Here is a 19519-nt window from a genome sequence, read left to right as displayed (position 1 = left end):
CCTGGACGCCTTCGACGTCCGCCCCGACCTCATCACCTTCGCCAAGGGCGTCAACTCCGGCTACGTGCCGGTCGGCGGGGTCATCATCTCAGAGGAGATCGCGGCAACGTTCGACGAGCGCGTCTTCCCGGGCGGCCTCACCTACTCCGGACACCCCCTCGCCGCAGCCTCGATCGTGGCCTCCATCGAAGCCTTCGAGGACGAGGGCATCATCGGCAACGCCGCCCGGGTCGGCCGAGACCACCTCGAGCCCGGCCTGCTCGGCCTCGCGGCCGAACACCCGATCATCGGCGAGGTCCGCGGCACCGGCGTCTTCTGGGCCCTCGAGCTCGTCGAAGACCGGACCACGAAGGAACCCGTCTCGGCCGCCCTCATGGGACAGCTCAAGACCGAGCTCGTCTCCCGCGGCCTCCTGCCCTTCACCTCCGACAACCGGATCCACGTCGTCCCGCCGGCGATCGTCACGGGCGACGAGGTGCGCCGCGCCGTCGAAATCTACGACGCCGCACTCACCGCCGTCGGCCGCTGAAAGCAGCCCCAAAAGGGTGCCGGGGACAGCCAGGGCCGCCAGCCTTTTCAGGCTGACGGCCCTGCATCGTGCGGCAGAAAGCCTTCCACCTAGAAAAGCTCAATCTACGGCGTAGGTCTGGCCGGTCTGCACGCCCTCGACCGACTTCACGTACGCCTGGCCGAGGGACTCGGAGGAGACCCTCGAGAACCCTGGGAAGTAATCGTGGTAGCCGGTCGCGTCCTCCAAAACCGTCGGGCTGACCGCGTTGATTCGCAAGCCCCGTGGAAGCTCGGCCGCCGCGGCCATGACGAACGACTCCAAGGCGCCGTTGGTCAGGGAAGCTGCGGCCCCCGTCAGGATCGGCTCGCGGGCGAGGATCCCGCTCGTGAGCGTGAACGAGCCGCCGTCCCGGACGTAATCGACGCCCAGTTGGACGAGAGCCACTTGGCCGAGGACCTTGTCCTCGAATCCAGACCGGAAGTCCCCGAGGCTGAGCTCCGCGAGAGGCTTGAACGGGACGGTCCCCGTGCAGGAGACGATGGCGTCTACTGCGCCGACGCTCTCGAACATCGGTGGGATGGTCTCGGGATCAGCGAGATCGACTGCGACTGCCCCAGAGCGCGAAGCCTCGATCACTTCGTGTCGCATGCCCAAGGCAGCTGCAGCGGCCTTTCCGACAAGGCCTCCAGCCCCGATCACGAGAATCCTCATATCTTCGGTTCCTTTCTCTCCAACATGGCGATCAGCTCTTCGGCGCTAGCAACCGTGTGCTCCTCGAATCCGGCGCGGATGACGCCCATGTCCCCGCTCTTCAGGGCCTCGACCAGACGCTCGTGCACGTCGTGAGCGCGGACGGGATCGTCCCGCGTGGCCTGGTCCTGGGCCAGGACGATCGTGAGATGGGCCTCCGTGACGGGCCAAAGGCGCAGCAGCATTGCGTTCTCAGAGGCGGCCCAGATGTTGCGATGGAAGGCCACGTGTGCTTCATGCTTCACGATGGGATCGGGGTCGAATTCGAGCCCCTTGTACTCTGCCCACGCCTGCTCCACGAGCTGCATTCGGCGTCCCGAGGAATCCGCCCAGATCGCCTCGGCGGCGAGCATGTCCAAGGCCACTCTAGTGTGGGCGAGGTCCATGATCATGTCCGGATCGAGGGTCGCGACGCGGAGTCCGCGATACGGCTCCTGAACCAGGAGGCCCTCCTGCGCCAGCTGGTTGAGCGCCTCCCGAACAGTCGGTCGACTGACGCTGAGCCACTCCGAGAGCTGGGCCTCTGTGAGCTTGTCGCCGGGCTTGATCGAGCCGACGACGACCGCGCGCCGGATCTCGTTGATCACTCCGTCCCGCCTCGACACCGAGGCGACCGGCGACAGACGCGCAGCGGCACGCAAGATTGCGTCTGCCATTGTGCACCTCGCTTCCTCATGCAGATTGTCAGACAAACAATACCTAGAACAGGACTATCCGGAAAGAGCCGCCCCTTCGAGACCGCTCCGTGCGGCCACCTTCCTCGCAACCCTTCTGGTCGCGGCCACCCGAGATAGCAACTGGCTCACCCCATCATGCCGAGCGGTGTCCGGAGAGTTCAGTCCGCAGCCTACGGCCTAAGGATCTTCTCCACGTCGAATGCGGCGGTGGTCTCCAGCTGCGCGTAGTTGCAGCTCTCGGGGTCGCGGTCCGTGCGCCATCGGCGGAACTGAGCGGTGTGCCGGAAGCGGTCGCCCTCCATGTGGTCGTAGGCAACTTCGACGACGAGCTCAGGCCGCAAGGGGACGAACGAAAGGTCCTTCCCGGCGCTCCAGCGGCTCACGGCGCCGGGCATCCTGGTCCCTCGGTGGGCCTCCTGGTTCGCCCAATCGCCCCACGGGTGAGAGGCGAGGTCTGTCTCGATGAGCGGTTCGAGCTCGGCAACGAGGCTCCGTCGCTTCGCCATGGGGAACGACGCGGCGACGCCAACGTGGTGAAGCCGACCCTCGCCGTCGTACAGTCCCAACAGCAGCGAGCCGATCACGCCTCCCGTCTTGTGCCACCGAAATCCGGCGACGACGCAATCGGCCGTCCGCTCGTGCTTGACCTTGAACATTGTCCGCTTGCCGGGTTCATAGGGCTTGTCGAGACACTTTGCGACTATTCCATCGAGGCCCGCTCCCTCGAATTCGCGGAACCATTTCTTGGCCTGCTCAAGATCGTCTGTAGAGGGCGTGATGAAGACCGACTCCGTTCCCCCTTGGAGAGCTTCCCGGAGCGTCTCGCGCCGTTGCTCGAAGGGGCTGCGCATGAGATTCGAATCGCCCAAGGCAAGAATGTCGAACGCGACGAGGGAAACCGGAGTCTGGCGGGAGAGCAGCTTGACCCTGCTCTCGGCCGGATGAATTCTCTGCTGAAGGGCGTCGAAATCCAGACGGCCTTCGCGGATTAGAACAATTTCGCCGTCGACCACGCATTTCTCGGGAAGAGCCCGCCTAAGCTCCTCGACGAGCTCGGGGAAATACCGCGTCATCGGCTTGTCATTGCGGCTGCCAAGAATGATCTCGTCGCCGTCCTTGAAAGCAATGGTCCGGAAGCCATCCCATTTTGGCTCGCTGTGGCCGACGTCGGGGATCTCCGGCACGGCTTTGGCAAGCATCGGTTCGACGGGCGGCATGACAGGAAGCTCCATGCGGATATCCTGCTTCGATTCGGGGTATTCAAACAGGGCGGAGGCGTTTTCAGGCAGCCCTTCACTCCTGCCGCGCCGCGTGGAAAGGTGGCGGCATGGCACGGAATCGCGAGATCGTCGAGGTCGAAGGCCGTGAGGTCCGCCTCTCCAATCTGGACAAGGTGCTCTACCCCGAGGCCGGCGTCACCAAGGCGGAGATCCTGGATTACCTGCGGTTGGTCGCGCCGCTCATGATCCCGATCGTGCGGGATAGGCCCGCGACCCGCAAGCGCTGGGTGCATGGCGTCGGAACCGGCAACGAGCCCGGCGAGGTCTTCTTCCAGAAGAACCTCGACAAGTCCACTCCGGCCTGGGTCAAGCGCGTCACGCTGCACCACCGCCACTCGACCAACACCTATCCCCTCATCAACGACCTCGCGACCCTCATCTGGCTCGGCCAGATGGCCGCCCTCGAGATCCACGTGCCCCAATGGCGCGTTGCAGGCGACGACAAGATGCTCAACCCCGACAGGCTCGTGCTCGATCTCGACCCCGGGCCAGGAGCCGGTCTGCCGGAATGCGTCGAGGTCGCGCATCTCATCAAGCCCATCCTCGACGACCTCGGCATGGTCACCGTGCCTGTGACGAGCGGGAGCAAGGGAATCCACCTCTACGCGAAGCTCGACATGAGCCAGACGTGGGAACAGGTCTCGGCCGTCGCCCACGAGCTCGCGCGCTCCCTCGCCGCCGATCATCCCGACCTCGTAGTGAGCGACCAGAAGAAGACGCTGCGCGAGGGCCGCGTGCTCGTGGACTGGAGCCAGAACAGCGGGCAGAAGACGACCATCGCACCGTATTCCCTGCGCGGACGCGCCCAGCCGATGGTTGCGGCGCCGAGGACGTGGGCCGAGATCGATGCGCCCGACCTAGCACACGTGCGCTACGACCAGATGGCTGCGCGCATTGAGAAGTACGGGAACCTGTTCGCCCCGCTGCTCGCCGTAACCGCGGACCGCAGTTCCGAAGACCACAGGAAAGGCGCGGACGACGACGGCGCTCCCGCGGCGCCGTCGTCCGCGCCTTCCAAGGGGGGTACCAAGGCGACCGGCGGGAGCGACTCCCTCGCCACCTACCGCGCGAAGCGCGACGCTGCCGCGACCCCGGAGCCCGTGCCCATGGAGGCGCCGACCCCGGGCGAGGGCAACACTTTCGTGATCCACGAGCACCACGCGCGCCGACTCCACTGGGACCTGCGGCTCGAACACGAGGGCGTGCTCGCCTCATTTGCGCTGCCGAAGGGAGTCCCGTCCGACACCGGGCGAAACCACCTCGCCGTGCACACCGAGGACCACCCCATCGAATACCTCACGTTCTCGGGCAGCATCCCGAAGGGCGAGTACGGCGCCGGGGACATGTTCATCTGGGACACAGGCACCTATGAGCTCGAAAAGTGGCGTGAGAAGGAAATCATCGTGATCCTGCACGGTCGCGAAGGCGGCGGGCTCGCCTCGATCGCCGACGGGAGGCCGGTTCGGATCGCGCTCATCCAGACGGGAAGCGGCGGCGACCAGAAGAACTGGCTCATCCACCTCATGAAGGACCAGGCGAAGGGCCATTGGCGGCAGGGCGCGCGGCACGATGAGGAGCACGACGGCGAGGAGCACGACGACGCGAAGCCCGCCGCTGGCGCGACTTCGCGCCGGCCCGGCCAGGACGGCGCTGCTGCGAAAGGCGGGGCTGCAAAAGGCGCGGCTGCAAAAGGCGCGGCCACGAAAGGCGGCCCGGCGCCGTCGCCCATGCTCGCCCAGATCGGCGCACCCGGTCTGGTCCACGGCGACGACTGGGCCCTCGAGATGAAGTGGGACGGCGTCCGCGCGATCGTTGACGCGCGCGACCAACTCAAGCTCATCAGCCGGCGCGGCCTCGACACCACAGGGACCTACCCCGAACTCGGGGGTCTCGCCGAGCTCGGGCCGGCCATCCTCGACGGAGAGATCGTCGCGATGGACTCTCGCGGACGCCCCTCGTTTTCCCGGCTCCAGCAGCGCATGGGCCTCACTGACCCGACCGATGTCGCGGCTGCCCGGCATAAATACCCCGTTCAGATCGTGCTCTTCGACCTCCTCGAGTTCGAGGGACGCGACCTCACTCCCCTGCCGTTCCGCGAGCGCCGCGAGGCCCTCGAACTCGTGGCCGAGGGCGGCCTCCCCGAGAACGTGCGGCTCTCGCCGATCTTCCACGACGACATCGACTCGGTGCTCGAGGCCTCAGCAGAACACGGGCTCGAGGGCGTCGTCGCGAAGCGGCTCTCGGCGCGCTACGAGGCGGGCAAGCGCTCGGGCGCGTGGCTCAAGATCAAGCACGAGCGGATGCAGGAAGTTGTGGTCGGGGGCTGGCGCGAGGGGAAGGGCAGCCGGGAAAGCACGGTCGGCTCCCTGCTCCTGGGAATCCCGGACGACGACGGCGCGCTGCGCTACGCGGGCAAGGTCGGCACCGGCTTCTCGGAGCGGGACCTGGTCGAGATCGCGAAGAAGCTGCACCGGATCGAGCGCAAGACGACGCCATTCGGCGACATCCCCCGCGAGGACACCCTCGACGCACACTGGGTCCAGCCGAAGCTTGTCGGCGAGGTCCGCTACGGCGAATGGACGGACGCCGGCCGCCTCCGCCACCCCGTGTGGCGGGGCTGGCGGCCGGACAAGGAGCCGAAGGACGTGAGGGTGGAGGCGTAACCCGCCGTCCAAGGGTCACCTAACGACGGTGCGCACCGCGGGATGTGACCAATGGATAGGCGCCAACCGTCGGGAGGTGACCATCAGAGGGGTCATTTTGTTGAACAATCCTCCGCGATCGTGCATGCTTGAAGCATCACATCTGCGACGGAGGTCACATTGGCAAGCATCGACGGCGAAGGAATCGCCCGCGAAGGAATAGACCTCAACAGCGACGTCGGCGAATCCTTCAGCAACTGGACGTTCGGCGATGACGCGGCGATCTTCAAGAGTGTCTCAAGCGCCAACGTCGCGTGCGGCTTCCACGCGGGGGACCCGCACCACATCCGCAAGACGTGCGACGCCGCGGCCGCCGCCGGCATCGCCGTGGGCGCGCATCCGGGGTACCGAGACCTGGCCGGGTTCGGCCGCCGGTTCATCGACATGGACCCGCGGGAGCTGACGGACGAAGTGGTGTACCAGATCAGCGCCCTGCAGGGCCTTGCCCGCGCGGCGGGCACGGAGGTCCGCTACGTCAAGCCGCACGGCGCCCTCTACAACACGATCGTCCACCACGCAGCCCAGGCTGAGGCCGTCGCCCGCGCCGTCCACGCAGTGGACCCCAACCTGCCGATCCTCGTCCTCCCCGGCTCCGAGATCCAGCGCGTCGCCGAGGGGATCGGCCTCCGCCCCGTCATCGAGGCTTTCGCCGACCGCGCCTACAACCCGGACGGAACCCTTGTGTCCCGGCGCGAGCCGGGCTCCGTGCTCCACGATCTGGATGCGATCGTCGAGCATGTGCTCCGCATCCTCGACGGGAAGGTCCGAGCGATCGACGGCACGATCGTCCCGATCCGCGCCGAGAGCATCTGTGTGCACGGCGATACGCCGGGCGCGGTCGCTATGGCGGCCCGCATCAGGGAAGCCATAACCGAGGCCGGAGTCGAGATCCGGAGCTTCGCGTAACCATGGCCCTCAAGCAGACCGACGCACCACCCCCGGCCGCGCCAGCCGCCCCGGCATCGGCGCCCCGGGAGCCCGCCGTCGTCGGCCTCCGCCCCGCCGGCGACCGCGCCGTCCTCATCGAGCTCTCCTCCCTCGACGCCGTCCTCAGCCTGGCGCGCGAGCTGGATGCCGAGCCGCTCCCGGGCCAGCTCGATGTCATCGCAGCCGCAACCACGGTCCTCGTGGCCGCCGACTCCCCGGAGGCCCTCGAGGCGATCGTTCAGCGCGTCCGCACCCTCGACCTCACGTCGGGCGCGCAACGCCAGGGCGAGCTCGTAGTAATCGAGACCGTGTACGACGGCGCCGACCTCGACGAGGTTGCCCAGCTCACCGGGCTGAGCCGCGAGGCAGTGGTCGCTGTGCATTCGGGGCAGGTCTGGAACGCGGCGTTCGGCGGCTTCGCGCCGGGCTTCGCGTACCTCGCGGGCGACGGCGCCCTCGACGTCCCACGCAGATCGTCCCCGCGCACGGCGGTCCCGGCCGGGTCCGTCGCGATCGCGGGCACCTATTCAGCCGTGTACCCACGGGAGTCGCCGGGCGGGTGGCAGCTCCTCGGCCGCACGTCCGCCGTCATGTGGGACCTCGAGCGCCCGAACCCGGCGCTCATCCGGCCGGGTGATCGGGTGCGTTTCGAGCCGGTGCGGGAGAGCGCCCGGCTCACCGAGCCCAGCGAGCAGCGCACGACGACGCCCACGCCGTCGACCGCAGGCACCGCGGCCCCCGCAGCCGATACCGGTCTCGTGGTCGTCTCCCCCGGGCTGCAAAGCACGTTCCAGGACCTCGGCCGGCCAGGGCTCGCCGCACTCGGGGTGAGCGCCGCCGGGGCCGTGGACCGCGCGTCCCTTCGCCGGGCGAACCGCCTCGCCGGCAACCCGGAGGGCGCGGCGGTGCTCGAGGTGCTGTTCGGCGCGCTCGTCCTGCGCGCCGAGCGCGACCAGGTCCTCGCCGTCACCGGCGCGCGCGTGCCGCTGAGCATCGTCCGCGGCGGGCCTGGGTGCGCGGACGACGACGGCGCGTCACCACCCGCCGTCGAACGCAGCCCCTCGCTCGACGCCCCTTTCGCTCTACTCGCGGGGGAGACCCTCACGCTCGGCGCGCCCTCCGCGGGGCTGCGCAGCTACGTCGCGGTCCGCGGCGGGCTCGATGCCCCCGAGATCCTCGGCAGCCGCTCGACCGACACACTCTCGGGCATCGGCCCCGAGCCCATCCGCCCCGGGACGCAGCTCGGAGTCCTTCCGGCGCGCGGCGTGAGCGTCGTCGGAACCCCCGAGACGGCGCCGCCGCTGCCCGAAGGCGCGGCCGTGCTGCGCGTGGTCCCGGGCCCGCGCCAGGATTGGTTCACGGACGCCTCGGCCGAGGTCTTCTTCTCCGAGGAATGGACCGTGACCCCACAATCGAGCCGGGTGGGCCTACGCCTCTCGGGCCCCGAACTCGAACGCACCCGCGACGGCGAGCTCCAGAGCGAGGGCACCGTGCTCGGGTCTGTGCAGGTCCCGCCGAATGGGCAGCCCGTCCTCTTCCTCGCGGACCATCCCGTGACCGGGGGCTATCCGGTGATCGGCGTCGTCGTGAACGCGGACCTCGACCTCGCCGCCCAGCTCCCGCCCGGTGCGCGCGTCCAGTTCAAAATGGTCGCGCCGCCCCTATGACCGCTTCAGCCCTTCTCCCTTCCACCCAGCCAACAGGAAGCACCGATGCGTAAAGTCCTCATCGCCAACCGCGGCGAGATCGCCGTCCGCGTGGCCCGAGCCTGCGATGATGCGGGCCTCGAGAGCGTCGCTGTATACGCCGACCAAGACGCCGACGCCCTCCACGTCACGGCCTGCAGCGAGGCGTACGCGCTCGGCGGGACGTCCCCAGCCGATACGTATCTCGACGCGGAGAAGATCCTCGCAGTCGCCGCGCGCTCAGGCGCCGACTCGGTGCACCCCGGCTATGGGTTCCTCTCCGAGAACGCAGCCTTCGCCCAGGCCGTCCTCGACGCGGGCCTCACGTGGATCGGCCCCTCCCCCGAGACCATCCGGCTCCTCGGCGACAAGGTCAGCGCCCGCGCAGTCGCCGTCCGCGCCGGGGCGCCGCTCGCGCCGGGCAGCGACGGGCCGGTGGCTAGCGCCGAGGAAGTGCGTGAGTTCGCCCGCGAACACGGCCTTCCGGTCGCGATCAAGGCCGCGTTCGGCGGCGGCGGCCGGGGGCTCAAGGTCGCCCGGACGATGGCCGAGATCGAGGAGAGCTTCGATTCCGCGGTGCGCGAGTCCCGGGCAGCGTTCGGACGTGAGGAGTGCTTCGTCGAGAAGTTCCTCGACCGGCCGCGCCACGTCGAGGCCCAGGTCCTCGCGGACACTCACGGGAACGTCATCGTCGTCGGCACCAGGGACTGCTCTCTGCAGCGCCGGCACCAGAAGCTCGTCGAGGAGGCCCCCGCGCCATTCCTCACCCTGGAGCAGCGGGCCCGGATCCACGAATCGGCTAAGGCGATCTGCCGCGAGGCGGGGTACTTCGGCGCGGGGACGGTCGAGTACCTCCTCGACCGCACCGGCACCCTGAGCTTCCTCGAGGTCAACACGCGCCTCCAAGTCGAGCACCCGATCACGGAGGAGACCTCCGGAGTGGATCTTGTCGCGGCGCAACTCGTCATTGCCGACGGCGGTCAACTCCCGGTCCTCGAGGACCCCGAACCGCGCGGCCACGCAATCGAGTTCCGCATCAATGCCGAGGATCCGGGACGCGGCTTCCTGCCGTCGCCCGGGAAGGTGACGCGCTTCGCAGCTCCCAGCGGGCCCGGCGTGCGCGTGGACTCCGGGGTCCGCGACGGTTCCGTGGTGCCGGGGCAGTTCGACTCGCTGCTCGCAAAGCTCGTCGTGTGGGGCGCGGACCGGCAGCAGGCGCTCCGACGCGCCCGGCGGGCGCTGCGCGAGTTCGAGATCCACGGCCTCGCGACGGTCCTCCCGTTCGACCGCGCCGTCGTCGACAGCCCCGCGTTCGCCGCGGAGCACGAACTCGGCATCTACACGACGTGGATCGAGTCCGAGTTCGCCTCAGAGCTCGCCGCGAACCCGGAGTTCAGCGCGGCCGCACCCGACGGCGGTCGGCGCACCTTCGCCGTCGATATCGACGGGCGGCGGGTCACGCTCGGCGTCCCGGAAGCGCTGTTCGCCGGTTTGGCGGCGGGGGCTACGGCGTCCCCTTCCGCCTCAAATGGGCAGCGGACGACGACGGCGGGCGGCTCGGCGTCGTCGTCGCCCTCTGCGCTCACGGCCGGCATGGGCGGCACCGTGGTGAAATGGCTCGTCAGCCCCGGTGAGGCAGTCGAGGCGGGGGCCGGCGTCGTCGTCGTCGAAGCGATGAAGATGGAAACGACCGTCCAAGCGCACCGCGCCGGGACGCTCGGCGAGCATGCCGCCGCCCCCGGCGACACGGTGGCCGCGGGCGACGTCCTGACCACGATCGGGTAGTCGGGAGTATCTGTACCCGAAACGGTGTGGAGCAGTGCTCGTTGAGAAGGGAGTTCCGGCGCCGGCCCTCGGCTTTCGAGGTGCTTGTTGCGAGTTTTCCCATGCATGCCGACGCCGGAAGTCTTGTTCAGGCGATCGAGCCTGCCCTGCGGCCGAAGACGACTCCTGCCGCGAGTCCCGAGCCTCCGGGGTAGTTGCCCGCGAAGAGGCCGCCGAGCATCTCCCCGCACACGTAGAGGCCTGGGATTTGCTCGCCGGCGGTGTCGAGGACGCGCCCGTGGGCGTCAGACTTCAGGCCCCCGAAGGTGAACGTGATGCCGCAGGTGACTGGGTACGCGTAGAAGGGACCAGCCGCCAAGGGCGTCGCCCAGTTGCTCTTCACCGGCGTCGTCTTCGCTTTCCTCCCGTCCTTGACGTTCGGGTCGAAGGGGATCGAGGGGTCGATGGAGTTGTTGTAGTCGTTGACGGTCTTCGCGAGTGCCTCCGGGTCCACCCCGATCCGCTCGGCGAGCTCCTCGACGTTGTCAGCGGTCTCGACGGAGACTCCGGGCATCTCGTATTCCTCGGCGCGCAGCATCGGGCGCAGGCCGGCGTCGAAGATCTGGTAGGCGATCGAGCCGGGCTGCTCAAGGATGTTCCTGCCGAACTTCGCGTACGTGTAGTTCCTGAAGTCCTCTCCCTCGTCCACGAACCGCTCCCCACCGCTGTTGACGATGATGCCGAGCGGATAGCTCTGCCGCGTGAGCCTGTTGGTCAGCTCCCGGTTCGATTCGTTCCCCGGGGTGAAGGCGTCCCACTGGGTGGAATGGCAGGATGCCCAGTCCCCGCCCTTGGCCGCTCCGAGTTCGAGGGCGGCCATGAGCATCTGGCCAGTGTTGAAGGGCGTGCCCCGGACCTTGGCGTTCTCCCAGCCGGGGCCAAGGTGCTCACGGCGCAGTTCCCGGTTCGCTTCGAAGCCGCCGGCGGCCAGGACCACGGATTCTGCGCGCAGCTCGTGGACGGTGCCGTCGTGCTGCCGAGCCTTCACTCCCCTGACGGTCCCCTCCTGGACGATGAGGTCGAAGACGTCCTGGCCGTAGCGGACCTCTGTGCCGAGCCGCTCGGCGACCTTGACGTGATCATGCATGAGGCCTTCGCCGCCGCCGACGTTCCCGACGTGCAGACCGCCCCAGAAGAGGTAGGTGCCATCGTGGCGCTCGTAGGCCTGGCGCTCGTACATCAGCCGGTACTTCAGGCCGAGCGAGTTCAGCCACCGCAGCCCGGGGCCGGCCTCGTTGACCAGCGCCTGAGTCAAGTCGGGGTCGTTGCGGCCGCCCGTGACCTTCTCCATGTCCCGGGCGTAGTCCTCCGGCGTGTAGGGCGGGACCTCTGTGAGCGCGTGCCGTTCGTCGGGTTCGATGAAGTCCGTCAGGTCATCCAGGCCCTCGTGGGCAATGCGGGTGGCGCCGGCCGTGTAATAGCTGTTGCCGCCGAAGAGCTCCCGCGGAGCCTTCTCCAGCAACAGGACCTTCCGGCCGCGCACGGCCGCTGCGTGCGCGGCCGTGAAGGCGGCGTTGCCTCCGCCGACCACGATGACGTCCGCGACCATGTTCTGGTTCTTGGTTCCGTTGGACTCGCTCAAGGGGAATGCCTTTCATTGCATCCGGCGCTGCCGTGCTGTGGCAGCGCCGGATAGGTGTTCTTTCAGATGATGATTGGTGCTGTCGAGGCGTCAGGCCGGGGAGGATTCCGCGCGGGCGCCCGGCTTCGGTGCTTCGACCGTCTCCACGGCCTCCTGTGAGAGGGCCTCGAGCGGCTGCTTGCCGGTGCGGGGCCCGAAGAAGGCGATCGCGAGGGCGACGACGAGCCAGCAGGCTGCGATGTAGACGAAGACGGCCTGATAGCCCAAGCCTGCGAAGATCGCTGCGACGATCATGGGGCCGAAGATGTTCGCCAGACGTCCTGTTCCGTAGACGAGGCCGTGGCCCGCGTTCCGCAGCCCGGTCGGGAACAGTTCGGGGCTGTAGGCGTAGAGCAGGGTGGCGAAAGTCTGGATCAGGAGGTTCACGCAGAAGCCGAAGGCGACGATGGCGATCGGGTTGAAGGTCAGCCCGTAGGCCAGACCGCTCGCCGCAGTGGCGAGGGAGACGACGACGAGGGGAACCTTCCGCCCGAGGCGATCGGTGACGGGCCAGGCGAGCAGGGCACCGGGAACGGCGCCGATGGTGGTCAGAGCGGAGAATCCCAGAGACTCCGCGACGCTGAAGCCGTGCTGCGCGAGGAGGGTGGGGACCCAGGCCACGAAGCCGTAGAAGCCGAGAGTCTGGAAGATCCAGACGACGGCGAGGAAGAGGGTGGTGCGTCCCGTCCGGCCGCGGAAGAGGTGCCGGTACCCGAGGCTGGCCTGGGTTTCAGCGGTCCCAACGGTCTCCTTGAGGGGTGCGAGCGGGCCGGCCATGAGCTCCAGCCGCGCGATGATCTTCTCGGCCGCCTGCAGGTGGCCCTTGTGGACGAGCCATCGGGGGCTCTCGGGCAGGACCAACAGTGCCGGAACGGCCAGCAGCGCAGCGGAGCCGAGGACGAAGACCAGGCGCCACGCCTCGTTGCCCAGAGGAACGATTCCCCTAGCCGAAAACGACATGAACGGGATCCCGGCCAGGCCCACTGCCATGACTGCCGACTGCATGCGCCCACGCTTCGAGGCCGGCATGAATTCTGAGATGTAGGTCGTTGCGGCAACGACCATCGCCGAGAGGCCCACCCCGGTCAGGAAGCGGAAGACGAGGAAGGTCGGCACGTTGACGCCAGCCGCGTTGACGAGGGAGAAGACCGAGAACATCAGGGTCGAATACAGGAGGGCCCGTTTGCGTCCGATGAGGTCCGAGACCCGGCCGCCGAAGATGGCGCCGACGGCCATGCCGAGGAACGCGGCCGAGGTGACGACGGCGATGTCCTGCACGGAGAACCTTAGGTGCTTGACCAGCGCGGGGGCGACGTACGCGAAGGTGTTCAGGTCTCCGAACTCGAAGAGGAACACGAAGGAAAGGGTCACCAGGGCGATCTTGTGCGCCTTGGTGATCGGCAGACGGTCCAGCCGTGCTGCCGTCATTGATGGAGTGAGCAATCTATCCTCCTTGATAGATAATGGTCGGCGACATTTTCGTTGCCGCCTAGGGCTAGCCCTTACGGCAGGGGATGTTCCCGCCGATGGGTTGATGGCTGCGTGATGGATTGAAGGTTGCGCAGTCGGCTGGGGGGCGAAGCCGTTTCAGGCCGGGACTGCGAGACTGGCCGCGGATGCGTTGGGATCCCCTGCCGCTGCTCTCATCAGGCGGGGGTCTCCCGCCGTCGGAACATGCAGGACTGCGGTGGCCAGCCTGCGTGCGGCGCGGTGCAGGGAAACACCCTCGATGCTGCCGTCCGGCGAGGTCCTCCATTCCACTTGGACCACTCCGGACAGGGTGCCGATCCGCAGGCTGTTCCGGTGACCGCCTCCGTACGAGTGGACGACGGACCCCGGCGTGGCCGCGGCCGTGGCAACCGCCACCGCCGAGGTCAGCCCGATCGCCGGGTGGGCTGCGTGCATGGAGAGCATGCGGACGGCGACGTCGTAGTCCCGCGCCCGGACGAGGCTCCCGTCCGAGGCGCGGTAGTCGCTTGCGGGTCCGATCACTCCCGTCTTGGGCACCGCGTTGGGGGCGGGCTCGCCGGGCTGGACCAGACCGTGCAGCACGGCACCGGCGGCCCGGAAGGCCGTGAGGATCGGCAGCCGCTCTGCGATGTCCTCCGCGTTCTCGATTCCGGTCATCCCGATGCTCTCCGCGTCGACCAGGATCGCCGGCGCCCCGGCCCTGACGATGGTCGCTTGGGCGGCGACCCCGCCGGCGCTGACGACTTCGCGCGCCTGGCCCGTGGGGAACGCGTCGCCGAAGTCGAACGGCCCGTGGAAGGTCAGCTCGACCGGCACTCCGCCGGATTCGACGCCGGGCACGAGGGCATCCCCCGCGCGAGGGGCGCGCCCGCCGGGCGTCGCGACCTCGACCTGCAGGGCGGCGCCAGTGTTGACGTTGCGGAGCCGGACCGTCGTCGTCTCCCCATAGATGGCGACGAGGCCCTCTTGGACTGCATAGAGGCCGACGGCGGTGGCGCAGTTTCCGCAGTTGCTGCCCCACTCGACGACGCGGTCCTCGATTCCCACCTGGCCGAAGAGGTAGTCCACGTCCGCACCGGGCTCAGTGGACCGCGAGACCACCGCGACCTTCGACGTGGTTGAGGTCGCGCCGCCAACGCCGTCGACCTGCCGGCGATCGCCCGAACCGAGGGCGTTTTCGAGCAGCACGTCGAGCTCGAGATGCGCGGCCTTCACCGCCTCGGCAGCGAAGATCCAGCACTTGCTCGTGCCTCCTCGCACCCATGCTCCCGCGATGTCGAGCGTGGCCTCTGTTGGACTCGGATTCACCTGAACTCCTTCCGTTCAACATCAAGCGTGGAGCGGGAGGAGGATTTGAACCAGCTAAAGTTTCTGAAGCCTCCTTTAGCCCTGCTGTAGGATCGATGCGTGGGAATGGACATCAGGCGCATGCTCGTTCTGGTCGAAGTAGCCCGGGCCGGGTCTTTGACTGCTGCGGCCGCGAGCCTGAACTACACCGTCTCGGCCGTCTCGCAGCAAGTTGGCCAACTGGAGGACGAGGCGGGTCAACCGCTCATCGAGCGTCGCCCTCGGGGAGTGACCCTGACAGAGGCGGGGCACGCCGTCGTGCGCCATGCCGAGAAGATCGAACGGATCGTCTCCGCTGCGCACGAGGAGCTTCGCGACCTCGCAGGGCTCAACACCGGCACGCTGCGGCTCGGCACGGTCCCGACGGTGACCGAGTCCTTCCTTCCGACGGCGATCTCCGCCTTCCGGGAACATCACCCGGGGGTTGACCTGCGGATCCACAGCGCTCAGCTCTCGGGCCTCGAACATCTCCTCGAATCCAGGGAGATCGAACTGGCCATTACCTGGGACCGGGACCAACCCGACAGCAGCTCGGGGACGGGGCTGAACAGCGAGCTGATCTTCCGCGACCCTAACGTCCTCCTGATACCCGCCAACCATCCTCTCGCCGACCGGCGATCGGTCCGCATGGACGAACTCCGTCACGAGCCGTGGATCATCCGCACCTCGCCAAACGTCCTTGCCCTGCTCCAGACAGCCTGCGAAGCGGCAGGCTTCGATCCGATCGTCACGTTCGAAGCGCGCAGCTACCAGGAGGCGCAGGCGATGGTCGCCGTCGGCATGGGCATCGCCTTGGTTCCCCGGCTCTCGCTCTACAGCCTGCGCAACGACACCAAGGTGCTCACGATCGTCTCGCCGAGGCCACCGTCCCGGCGTATCGTCCTCGCCCACAGGAGGGGAGAACGACTCACCCCTGCCGGGACCGCCATGCGGAAGATCCTCATCGAGACAGGGCGGGCTTGGAAGCCCGCTGTGCTGGAGCAATAAGAACCCTTCGAGGCGCCGTTAGGGTTGAGCCATGACATCCGAGGGGGTCCTGGCTAGCCTGCGTGCGCAGGCCCGGAGCACGAAGCACGCCGAGACGAGCACGTGGGTCGCCGCGCAGCTCCGCCAGCGGATTGCCGACGGCGACCTTGCCCCGGGCGCGAAACTCGCCGAAGAAGCCCTGCGCGAGGCGCTCGGCGTATCTCGCAACACCCTCCGCGAGGCATTCGCCACATTGCACGCCGAGCGCGTCGTGACCCGCATCCCCAATCGCGGTGTCTTCGTCTCCCACCCCACGGCCGACGACATCCGCGAGATCTACCGCGCCCGCAGGCTCGTCGAGCCAGCCTCGCTCCTGTGGTCTCCTGCGGGCCCGACCGAGCGCTTGGACGAAATCGTCCGAGAGGCGCGGAAGGCCGCCGAAGCCGGAGACGTGCCTGCCATGGCCAATGCGAACCAGGAGTTCCACAGGGCCCTCGTCGCGCGCGCCGGCAGCGAGCGCCTCGACAGCCTCATGGAGCAGATCCTTGCGGAGATGCGCCTCGTGTTCGCGAGCATGGGCTCCGATCCGAGGTTCCACGCGCCGTATGTCGAGGACAACGCGCGCATCGTCGAACTCCTCGAGGCCGGCAACGCCTCGGAGGCCGCGGAGCTCATGGCCGATTACCTCGACCGGGCCGAAGAGCAGCTCCTCGCGGCCGTCCGCGGCTGATTCACGGACGTTCCCGACCTTCTTTCACCCCCGGTTCCCGCGACGCGCCGCTCGCCACGCCGCCGTCGTCCGTTTTGCGCGCTCAAAGCAGGTCGGAATGTCTTCGGCCAAAGCAGGTCGGAAGGGTCGCCCAGTCCGCTGACCAGAATTGTTCAACAAGCTCTTGCTTGATTGTTGAACAAAAGGTTATGCTCTAGATCACACGCCATTTCGGCACTCCCCTTCCCAGGACAGCACTCCCTCCGGAACGGATCATCATGCTCGTACTTATCGGGGTTCTTCTGGTGATTGTTGGCTTCGCCATCCGCCTGAACCCACTTGTCGTCGTCACTGTCGCCGGCATCGTCACCGCTCTCCTCGGTGGCCTCAATCCCGTCCAGATCCTCGACGCGTTCGGCAGCGGCTTCGCCAGCAGCCGCTCCGTGACGATCTTCGTCGCGGTGCTGCCCGTCGTCGGCATCATCGAGTTCTTCGGCCTCCAGGAGCAGGCCAAGACCCTCATCGGAAAGCTCGCAAAGCTCACTGCCGGCCGCGTGCTCCTCGGGTACCTCGCCGTACGGCAGATCACGGCCGCCGTCGGCCTCAACAGCGTCGGCGGCCACGCGCAGACCGTCCGCCCGCTCGTCTTCCCGATGGCCGAGGGTGCGGCGCTGCGCCGCTACGGCCACGTCCCGGAGCACATCAAGGAGCGCATCAAGGCCCACTCGGCCGGCGCAGACAACGTGGGCGTCTTCTTCGGCGAGGACGTCTTCGTGGCGGTCGGCTCGATCCTGCTCATCACGACCTTCGTGGACACCACGTACCACCTCCACCTTGAGCCGCTCCAGCTCGCCCTCTGGGCCATCCCCACCGCGCTCGCGGCGTTCCTCATCCACGGCTTCCGGCTCCTGCGGCTGGACAAGTCGCTCGACAAGGAATACCGCAAGCTCGAGGCCACGGAGCCCGCCGTCGCAGGAGAAGCCAAGTGATCAACGTCGAAGCCGTCTACTGGTTCATCGGAATCCTGTTCATCGCGTGGGCCGCGCTCATCATGCGGGACCCGAATCATCCACGCCGCTGGGGAAGCTCCGCCTTCTGGGGCCTGCTCGGCCTCTGCTTCTTCTACGGCACGTGGGTCCAGGCCGGCACCGCTCCCGGCTGGATCCTCGGCATCGCCGTCCTCGTGCTCGTGGCGCTCGCCGCGAGCGGTCAGCTCGCGGACGGCAGGGCCAAGACCTCGACCGGTGAACAGCGCGAGGCCTTCGCTGCGCGTTTCGGGAACAAGCTCTTCATCCCGGCGCTCACGCTGCCGGTCGTCACGGTCATCCTCGTGCTGCTCGCGCCGGTGCTCAACATCGGCAAGACCCCGATCCTGGACCCCAAGAACACGACCCTCGTGGCCCTCGCCATCGGCGCAATCGTGGCCGCCGTCGTCGCCCTCCTCATCCTCCGGCCGAAGCACCCGCTCACGCCGGTGTTCGAAAGCCGCCGGATCCTTGAGTCCATCGGCTGGGCAGCCCTTCTCCCGCAGATGCTTTCGACTCTCGGGATCCTCTTCACCAAGGCCGGCGTGGGCACTGCAGTGAGCACGCTCGCCACGGGCGTCATGCCGAAGGGCTCCCTCCTAGCGGCCGTGATCGTCTACTGCGTCGGGATGTTCGTGTTCACGGTGCTCATGGGCAACGGTTTCGCGGCCTTCCCGATCATGACGGCGGCGATCGGCTGGCCCGTGCTCGTCCAGCAGTTCCACGGGAACCCGCCGATCGTCTTCGCTATCGGCATGCTCGCCGGCTTCTGCGGCACGCTCTGCACCCCGATGGCGGCGAACTTCAACCTCGTGCCGTCGGCGCTCCTCGAAATGAAGAACAAGTACGGAGTCATCGGGGCGCAGCTGGGCACCGCCTTCCCGCTCCTCGTCGTCAACACCGCCCTCATGTACTTCCTCGCCTTCTAGGAGCGTCTGAATGGAACTCGACATCTTCCCCTCGGCCGCCGAGCACTGCGCCGGCGTCGTCCTCGACAACCTGGGCCGCGCCTACCCGTACTCGGCGCACCACACCCAGCGTTCAGCCGAGGACCGCCCCACGCCGTCCGAGTTGCACCCCTCGTTCTACACGTCGTTCGACTGGCACTCGTGCGTCCACATGCATTGGCTGGGCGTGAGCGTCCTGAACTCCGTGGTGGCAGCCGGGCGCGAGGCAGGCGCAGCGGACGACGGCGGCCGTGGCCTCGACGAGGCGACCGCGGCCCAGCTGAGGGGCGCCCTGGGCGAGAACCTCACGGCCGAGAAGCTCGCCGTCGAGGCTTCGTATCTTGCGGACAACCCTTCGTGGGAGCGGCCGTACGGCTGGGCCTGGCTCGTCCGGCTCGCGGCGGCGTGCGCGGGCTCGCCCGACGAGGAGATCCGCGGCTGGGGGCGCAACCTCGAAGGGTGCGTCGACGTCGTCGCCCGCCTTGTCGAGGAGTGGCTCGCCAAGGCCGAGTACCCCGTTCGGCACGGGCTGCACACGAACTCCGCGTTCGGCGTCGCCCTCCTGCTCGACGCGTTCCGCGCGCTCGGCCGGGCGGACGCCGTGGAGGCGTGCGAGGCCGCAGCCCGGGGCTGGTTCGCGTCCGACGCCGGTTGGGCCAGCGAGTGGGAGCTCAGCGGGCAGGACTTCCTCTCGGCCGGGCTCAGCGAGGCTGACCTCATGCAGCGGGTGCTTCCGGCCGACGAATTCGCAGCGTGGCTCGAGCGATTCCTCCCGGCTCTGCGTGCCGACTCGCGGATGCTTGCCGTTGTGGGAGTGACCGACGAGTCCGATGGCTACATGGTGCACCTCCACGGCCTCAACCTCAGCCGCGCTGGCCAGATCGCCCGGGTGGTGCGGGCGCTCAAGGGCGCCTCGGCGGCTTCGTCCGCAGAGCCTGTGCTGGCTGGCGCGCTCGAGCCGCTTCTGCGCGCCGGGCTCGCGGCCCTCAGCAGCGAGGACTTCATGTCGACCCACTGGCTCGCGAGCTTCGCGTGGGACGCCCTCGAGTCGATGGCGGAGCTCACCCCCGCCGTTTGA

General features: G+C 68.1%; 16 protein-coding genes. 10 read left to right on the top strand and 6 right to left on the bottom strand.

Annotation, left to right across the window (positions count from 1 at the left end; translation table 11 throughout):
• On the top strand, positions 1–529 hold a 529-nt coding region (locus LK10_RS11805), incomplete at its 5' end, for an aminotransferase class III-fold pyridoxal phosphate-dependent enzyme (RefSeq protein WP_043123895.1).
• A gap of 99 nt (positions 530–628) precedes the next feature.
• Here the strand turns inward: LK10_RS11805 and LK10_RS11800 are convergent.
• The 3 genes from LK10_RS11800 to LK10_RS11790 form a co-directional block, all read right to left on the bottom strand.
• Positions 629–1222 (bottom strand): short chain dehydrogenase, encoded by a 594-nt coding sequence (locus tag LK10_RS11800; protein WP_043123893.1) that lies wholly within the window; start codon positions 1220–1222, stop codon positions 629–631.
• Positions 1219–1917, bottom strand: coding sequence for a GntR family transcriptional regulator (locus tag LK10_RS11795; protein ID WP_043123892.1), 699 nt, complete (start codon positions 1915–1917; stop codon positions 1219–1221). The genes LK10_RS11800 and LK10_RS11795 overlap by 4 nt, the downstream gene beginning before the upstream one ends.
• 191 nt (positions 1918–2108) lie before the next feature.
• Positions 2109–3170 (bottom strand): ATP-dependent DNA ligase, encoded by a 1062-nt coding sequence (locus tag LK10_RS11790; RefSeq protein WP_043123890.1) that lies wholly within the window; start codon positions 3168–3170, stop codon positions 2109–2111.
• A 95-nt stretch (positions 3171–3265) separates the two neighbouring features.
• On the opposite strand from LK10_RS11790, the gene LK10_RS11785 reads away from it, so the two are divergent.
• The 4 genes from LK10_RS11785 to LK10_RS11770 all read left to right on the top strand — a co-directional run bounded on the left by LK10_RS11785 (position 3266) and on the right by LK10_RS11770 (position 10317).
• Positions 3266–5881, top strand: a complete 2616-nt coding sequence (locus tag LK10_RS11785; protein ID WP_043123888.1) for an ATP-dependent DNA ligase — start codon at positions 3266–3268, stop codon at positions 5879–5881.
• A gap of 159 nt (positions 5882–6040) precedes the next feature.
• Positions 6041–6826, top strand: a complete 786-nt coding sequence (locus LK10_RS11780; protein WP_231567742.1) for a LamB/YcsF family protein — start codon at positions 6041–6043, stop codon at positions 6824–6826.
• 2 nt (positions 6827–6828) lie between these two features.
• On the top strand, positions 6829–8514 hold the full coding sequence (locus LK10_RS11775; RefSeq protein WP_052207252.1) for a 5-oxoprolinase subunit B/C family protein: 1686 nt from the start codon (positions 6829–6831) through the stop codon (positions 8512–8514).
• Between the two features lie 45 nt (positions 8515–8559).
• Positions 8560–10317 carry an acetyl/propionyl/methylcrotonyl-CoA carboxylase subunit alpha gene (locus LK10_RS11770; RefSeq protein WP_043123886.1) on the top strand — a complete coding sequence of 586 codons (1758 nt, stop codon included), beginning with the start codon at positions 8560–8562 and terminating at the stop codon, positions 10315–10317.
• A 127-nt stretch (positions 10318–10444) separates the two neighbouring features.
• Here LK10_RS11770 and tcuA read toward each other — a convergent pair whose 3' ends face one another.
• The 3 genes from tcuA to LK10_RS11755 form a co-directional block, all read right to left on the bottom strand.
• Positions 10445–11938 (bottom strand): FAD-dependent tricarballylate dehydrogenase TcuA, encoded by a 1494-nt coding sequence (tcuA, locus tag LK10_RS11765; protein WP_231567741.1) that lies wholly within the window; start codon positions 11936–11938, stop codon positions 10445–10447.
• Between the two features lie 90 nt (positions 11939–12028).
• Positions 12029–13420: an MFS transporter gene (locus tag LK10_RS11760; RefSeq protein WP_081998478.1), complete on the bottom strand. Its 1392-nt coding sequence runs from the start codon at positions 13418–13420 to the stop codon at positions 12029–12031.
• A gap of 144 nt (positions 13421–13564) precedes the next feature.
• Positions 13565–14755, bottom strand: a complete 1191-nt coding sequence (locus tag LK10_RS11755; protein WP_231567740.1) for a PrpF domain-containing protein — start codon at positions 14753–14755, stop codon at positions 13565–13567.
• Positions 14756–14860: 105 nt separating this feature from the next.
• Here LK10_RS11755 and LK10_RS11750 point away from each other — a divergent pair, with 105 nt between their 5' ends.
• The 5 genes from LK10_RS11750 to LK10_RS11730 all read left to right on the top strand — a co-directional run bounded on the left by LK10_RS11750 (position 14861) and on the right by LK10_RS11730 (position 19519).
• Positions 14861–15781, top strand: a complete 921-nt coding sequence (locus LK10_RS11750; protein WP_043123881.1) for a LysR family transcriptional regulator — start codon at positions 14861–14863, stop codon at positions 15779–15781.
• 31 nt (positions 15782–15812) lie between these two features.
• The gene (locus LK10_RS11745; RefSeq protein ID WP_043123880.1) at positions 15813–16490 is read left to right on the top strand and encodes a GntR family transcriptional regulator; all 678 of its coding nucleotides are present in this window, start codon (positions 15813–15815) and stop codon (positions 16488–16490) included.
• Positions 16491–16747: 257 nt separating this feature from the next.
• The gene (locus tag LK10_RS11740) at positions 16748–17458 is read left to right on the top strand and encodes a DUF969 domain-containing protein (protein ID WP_043123878.1); all 711 of its coding nucleotides are present in this window, start codon (positions 16748–16750) and stop codon (positions 17456–17458) included.
• Entirely contained in the window at positions 17455–18423 is a 969-nt protein-coding gene (locus tag LK10_RS11735) for a DUF979 domain-containing protein (protein WP_043123875.1), read from the top strand. Before LK10_RS11740 ends, LK10_RS11735 begins: the two co-directional genes overlap by 4 nt.
• Before the next feature lie 10 nt (positions 18424–18433).
• A complete protein-coding gene (locus tag LK10_RS11730; protein ID WP_052207251.1) occupies positions 18434–19519 on the top strand; it encodes a DUF2891 family protein in 1086 nt (361 codons plus the stop codon).

Source organism: Sinomonas humi (genome assembly GCF_000802235.1).
Classification (GTDB): Bacteria; Actinomycetota; Actinomycetes; order Actinomycetales; family Micrococcaceae; genus Sinomonas; species Sinomonas humi.
The sequence above is the reverse complement of the archived record's forward strand: the minus strand, read 5'-3'. Positions and strand labels throughout refer to the sequence as shown.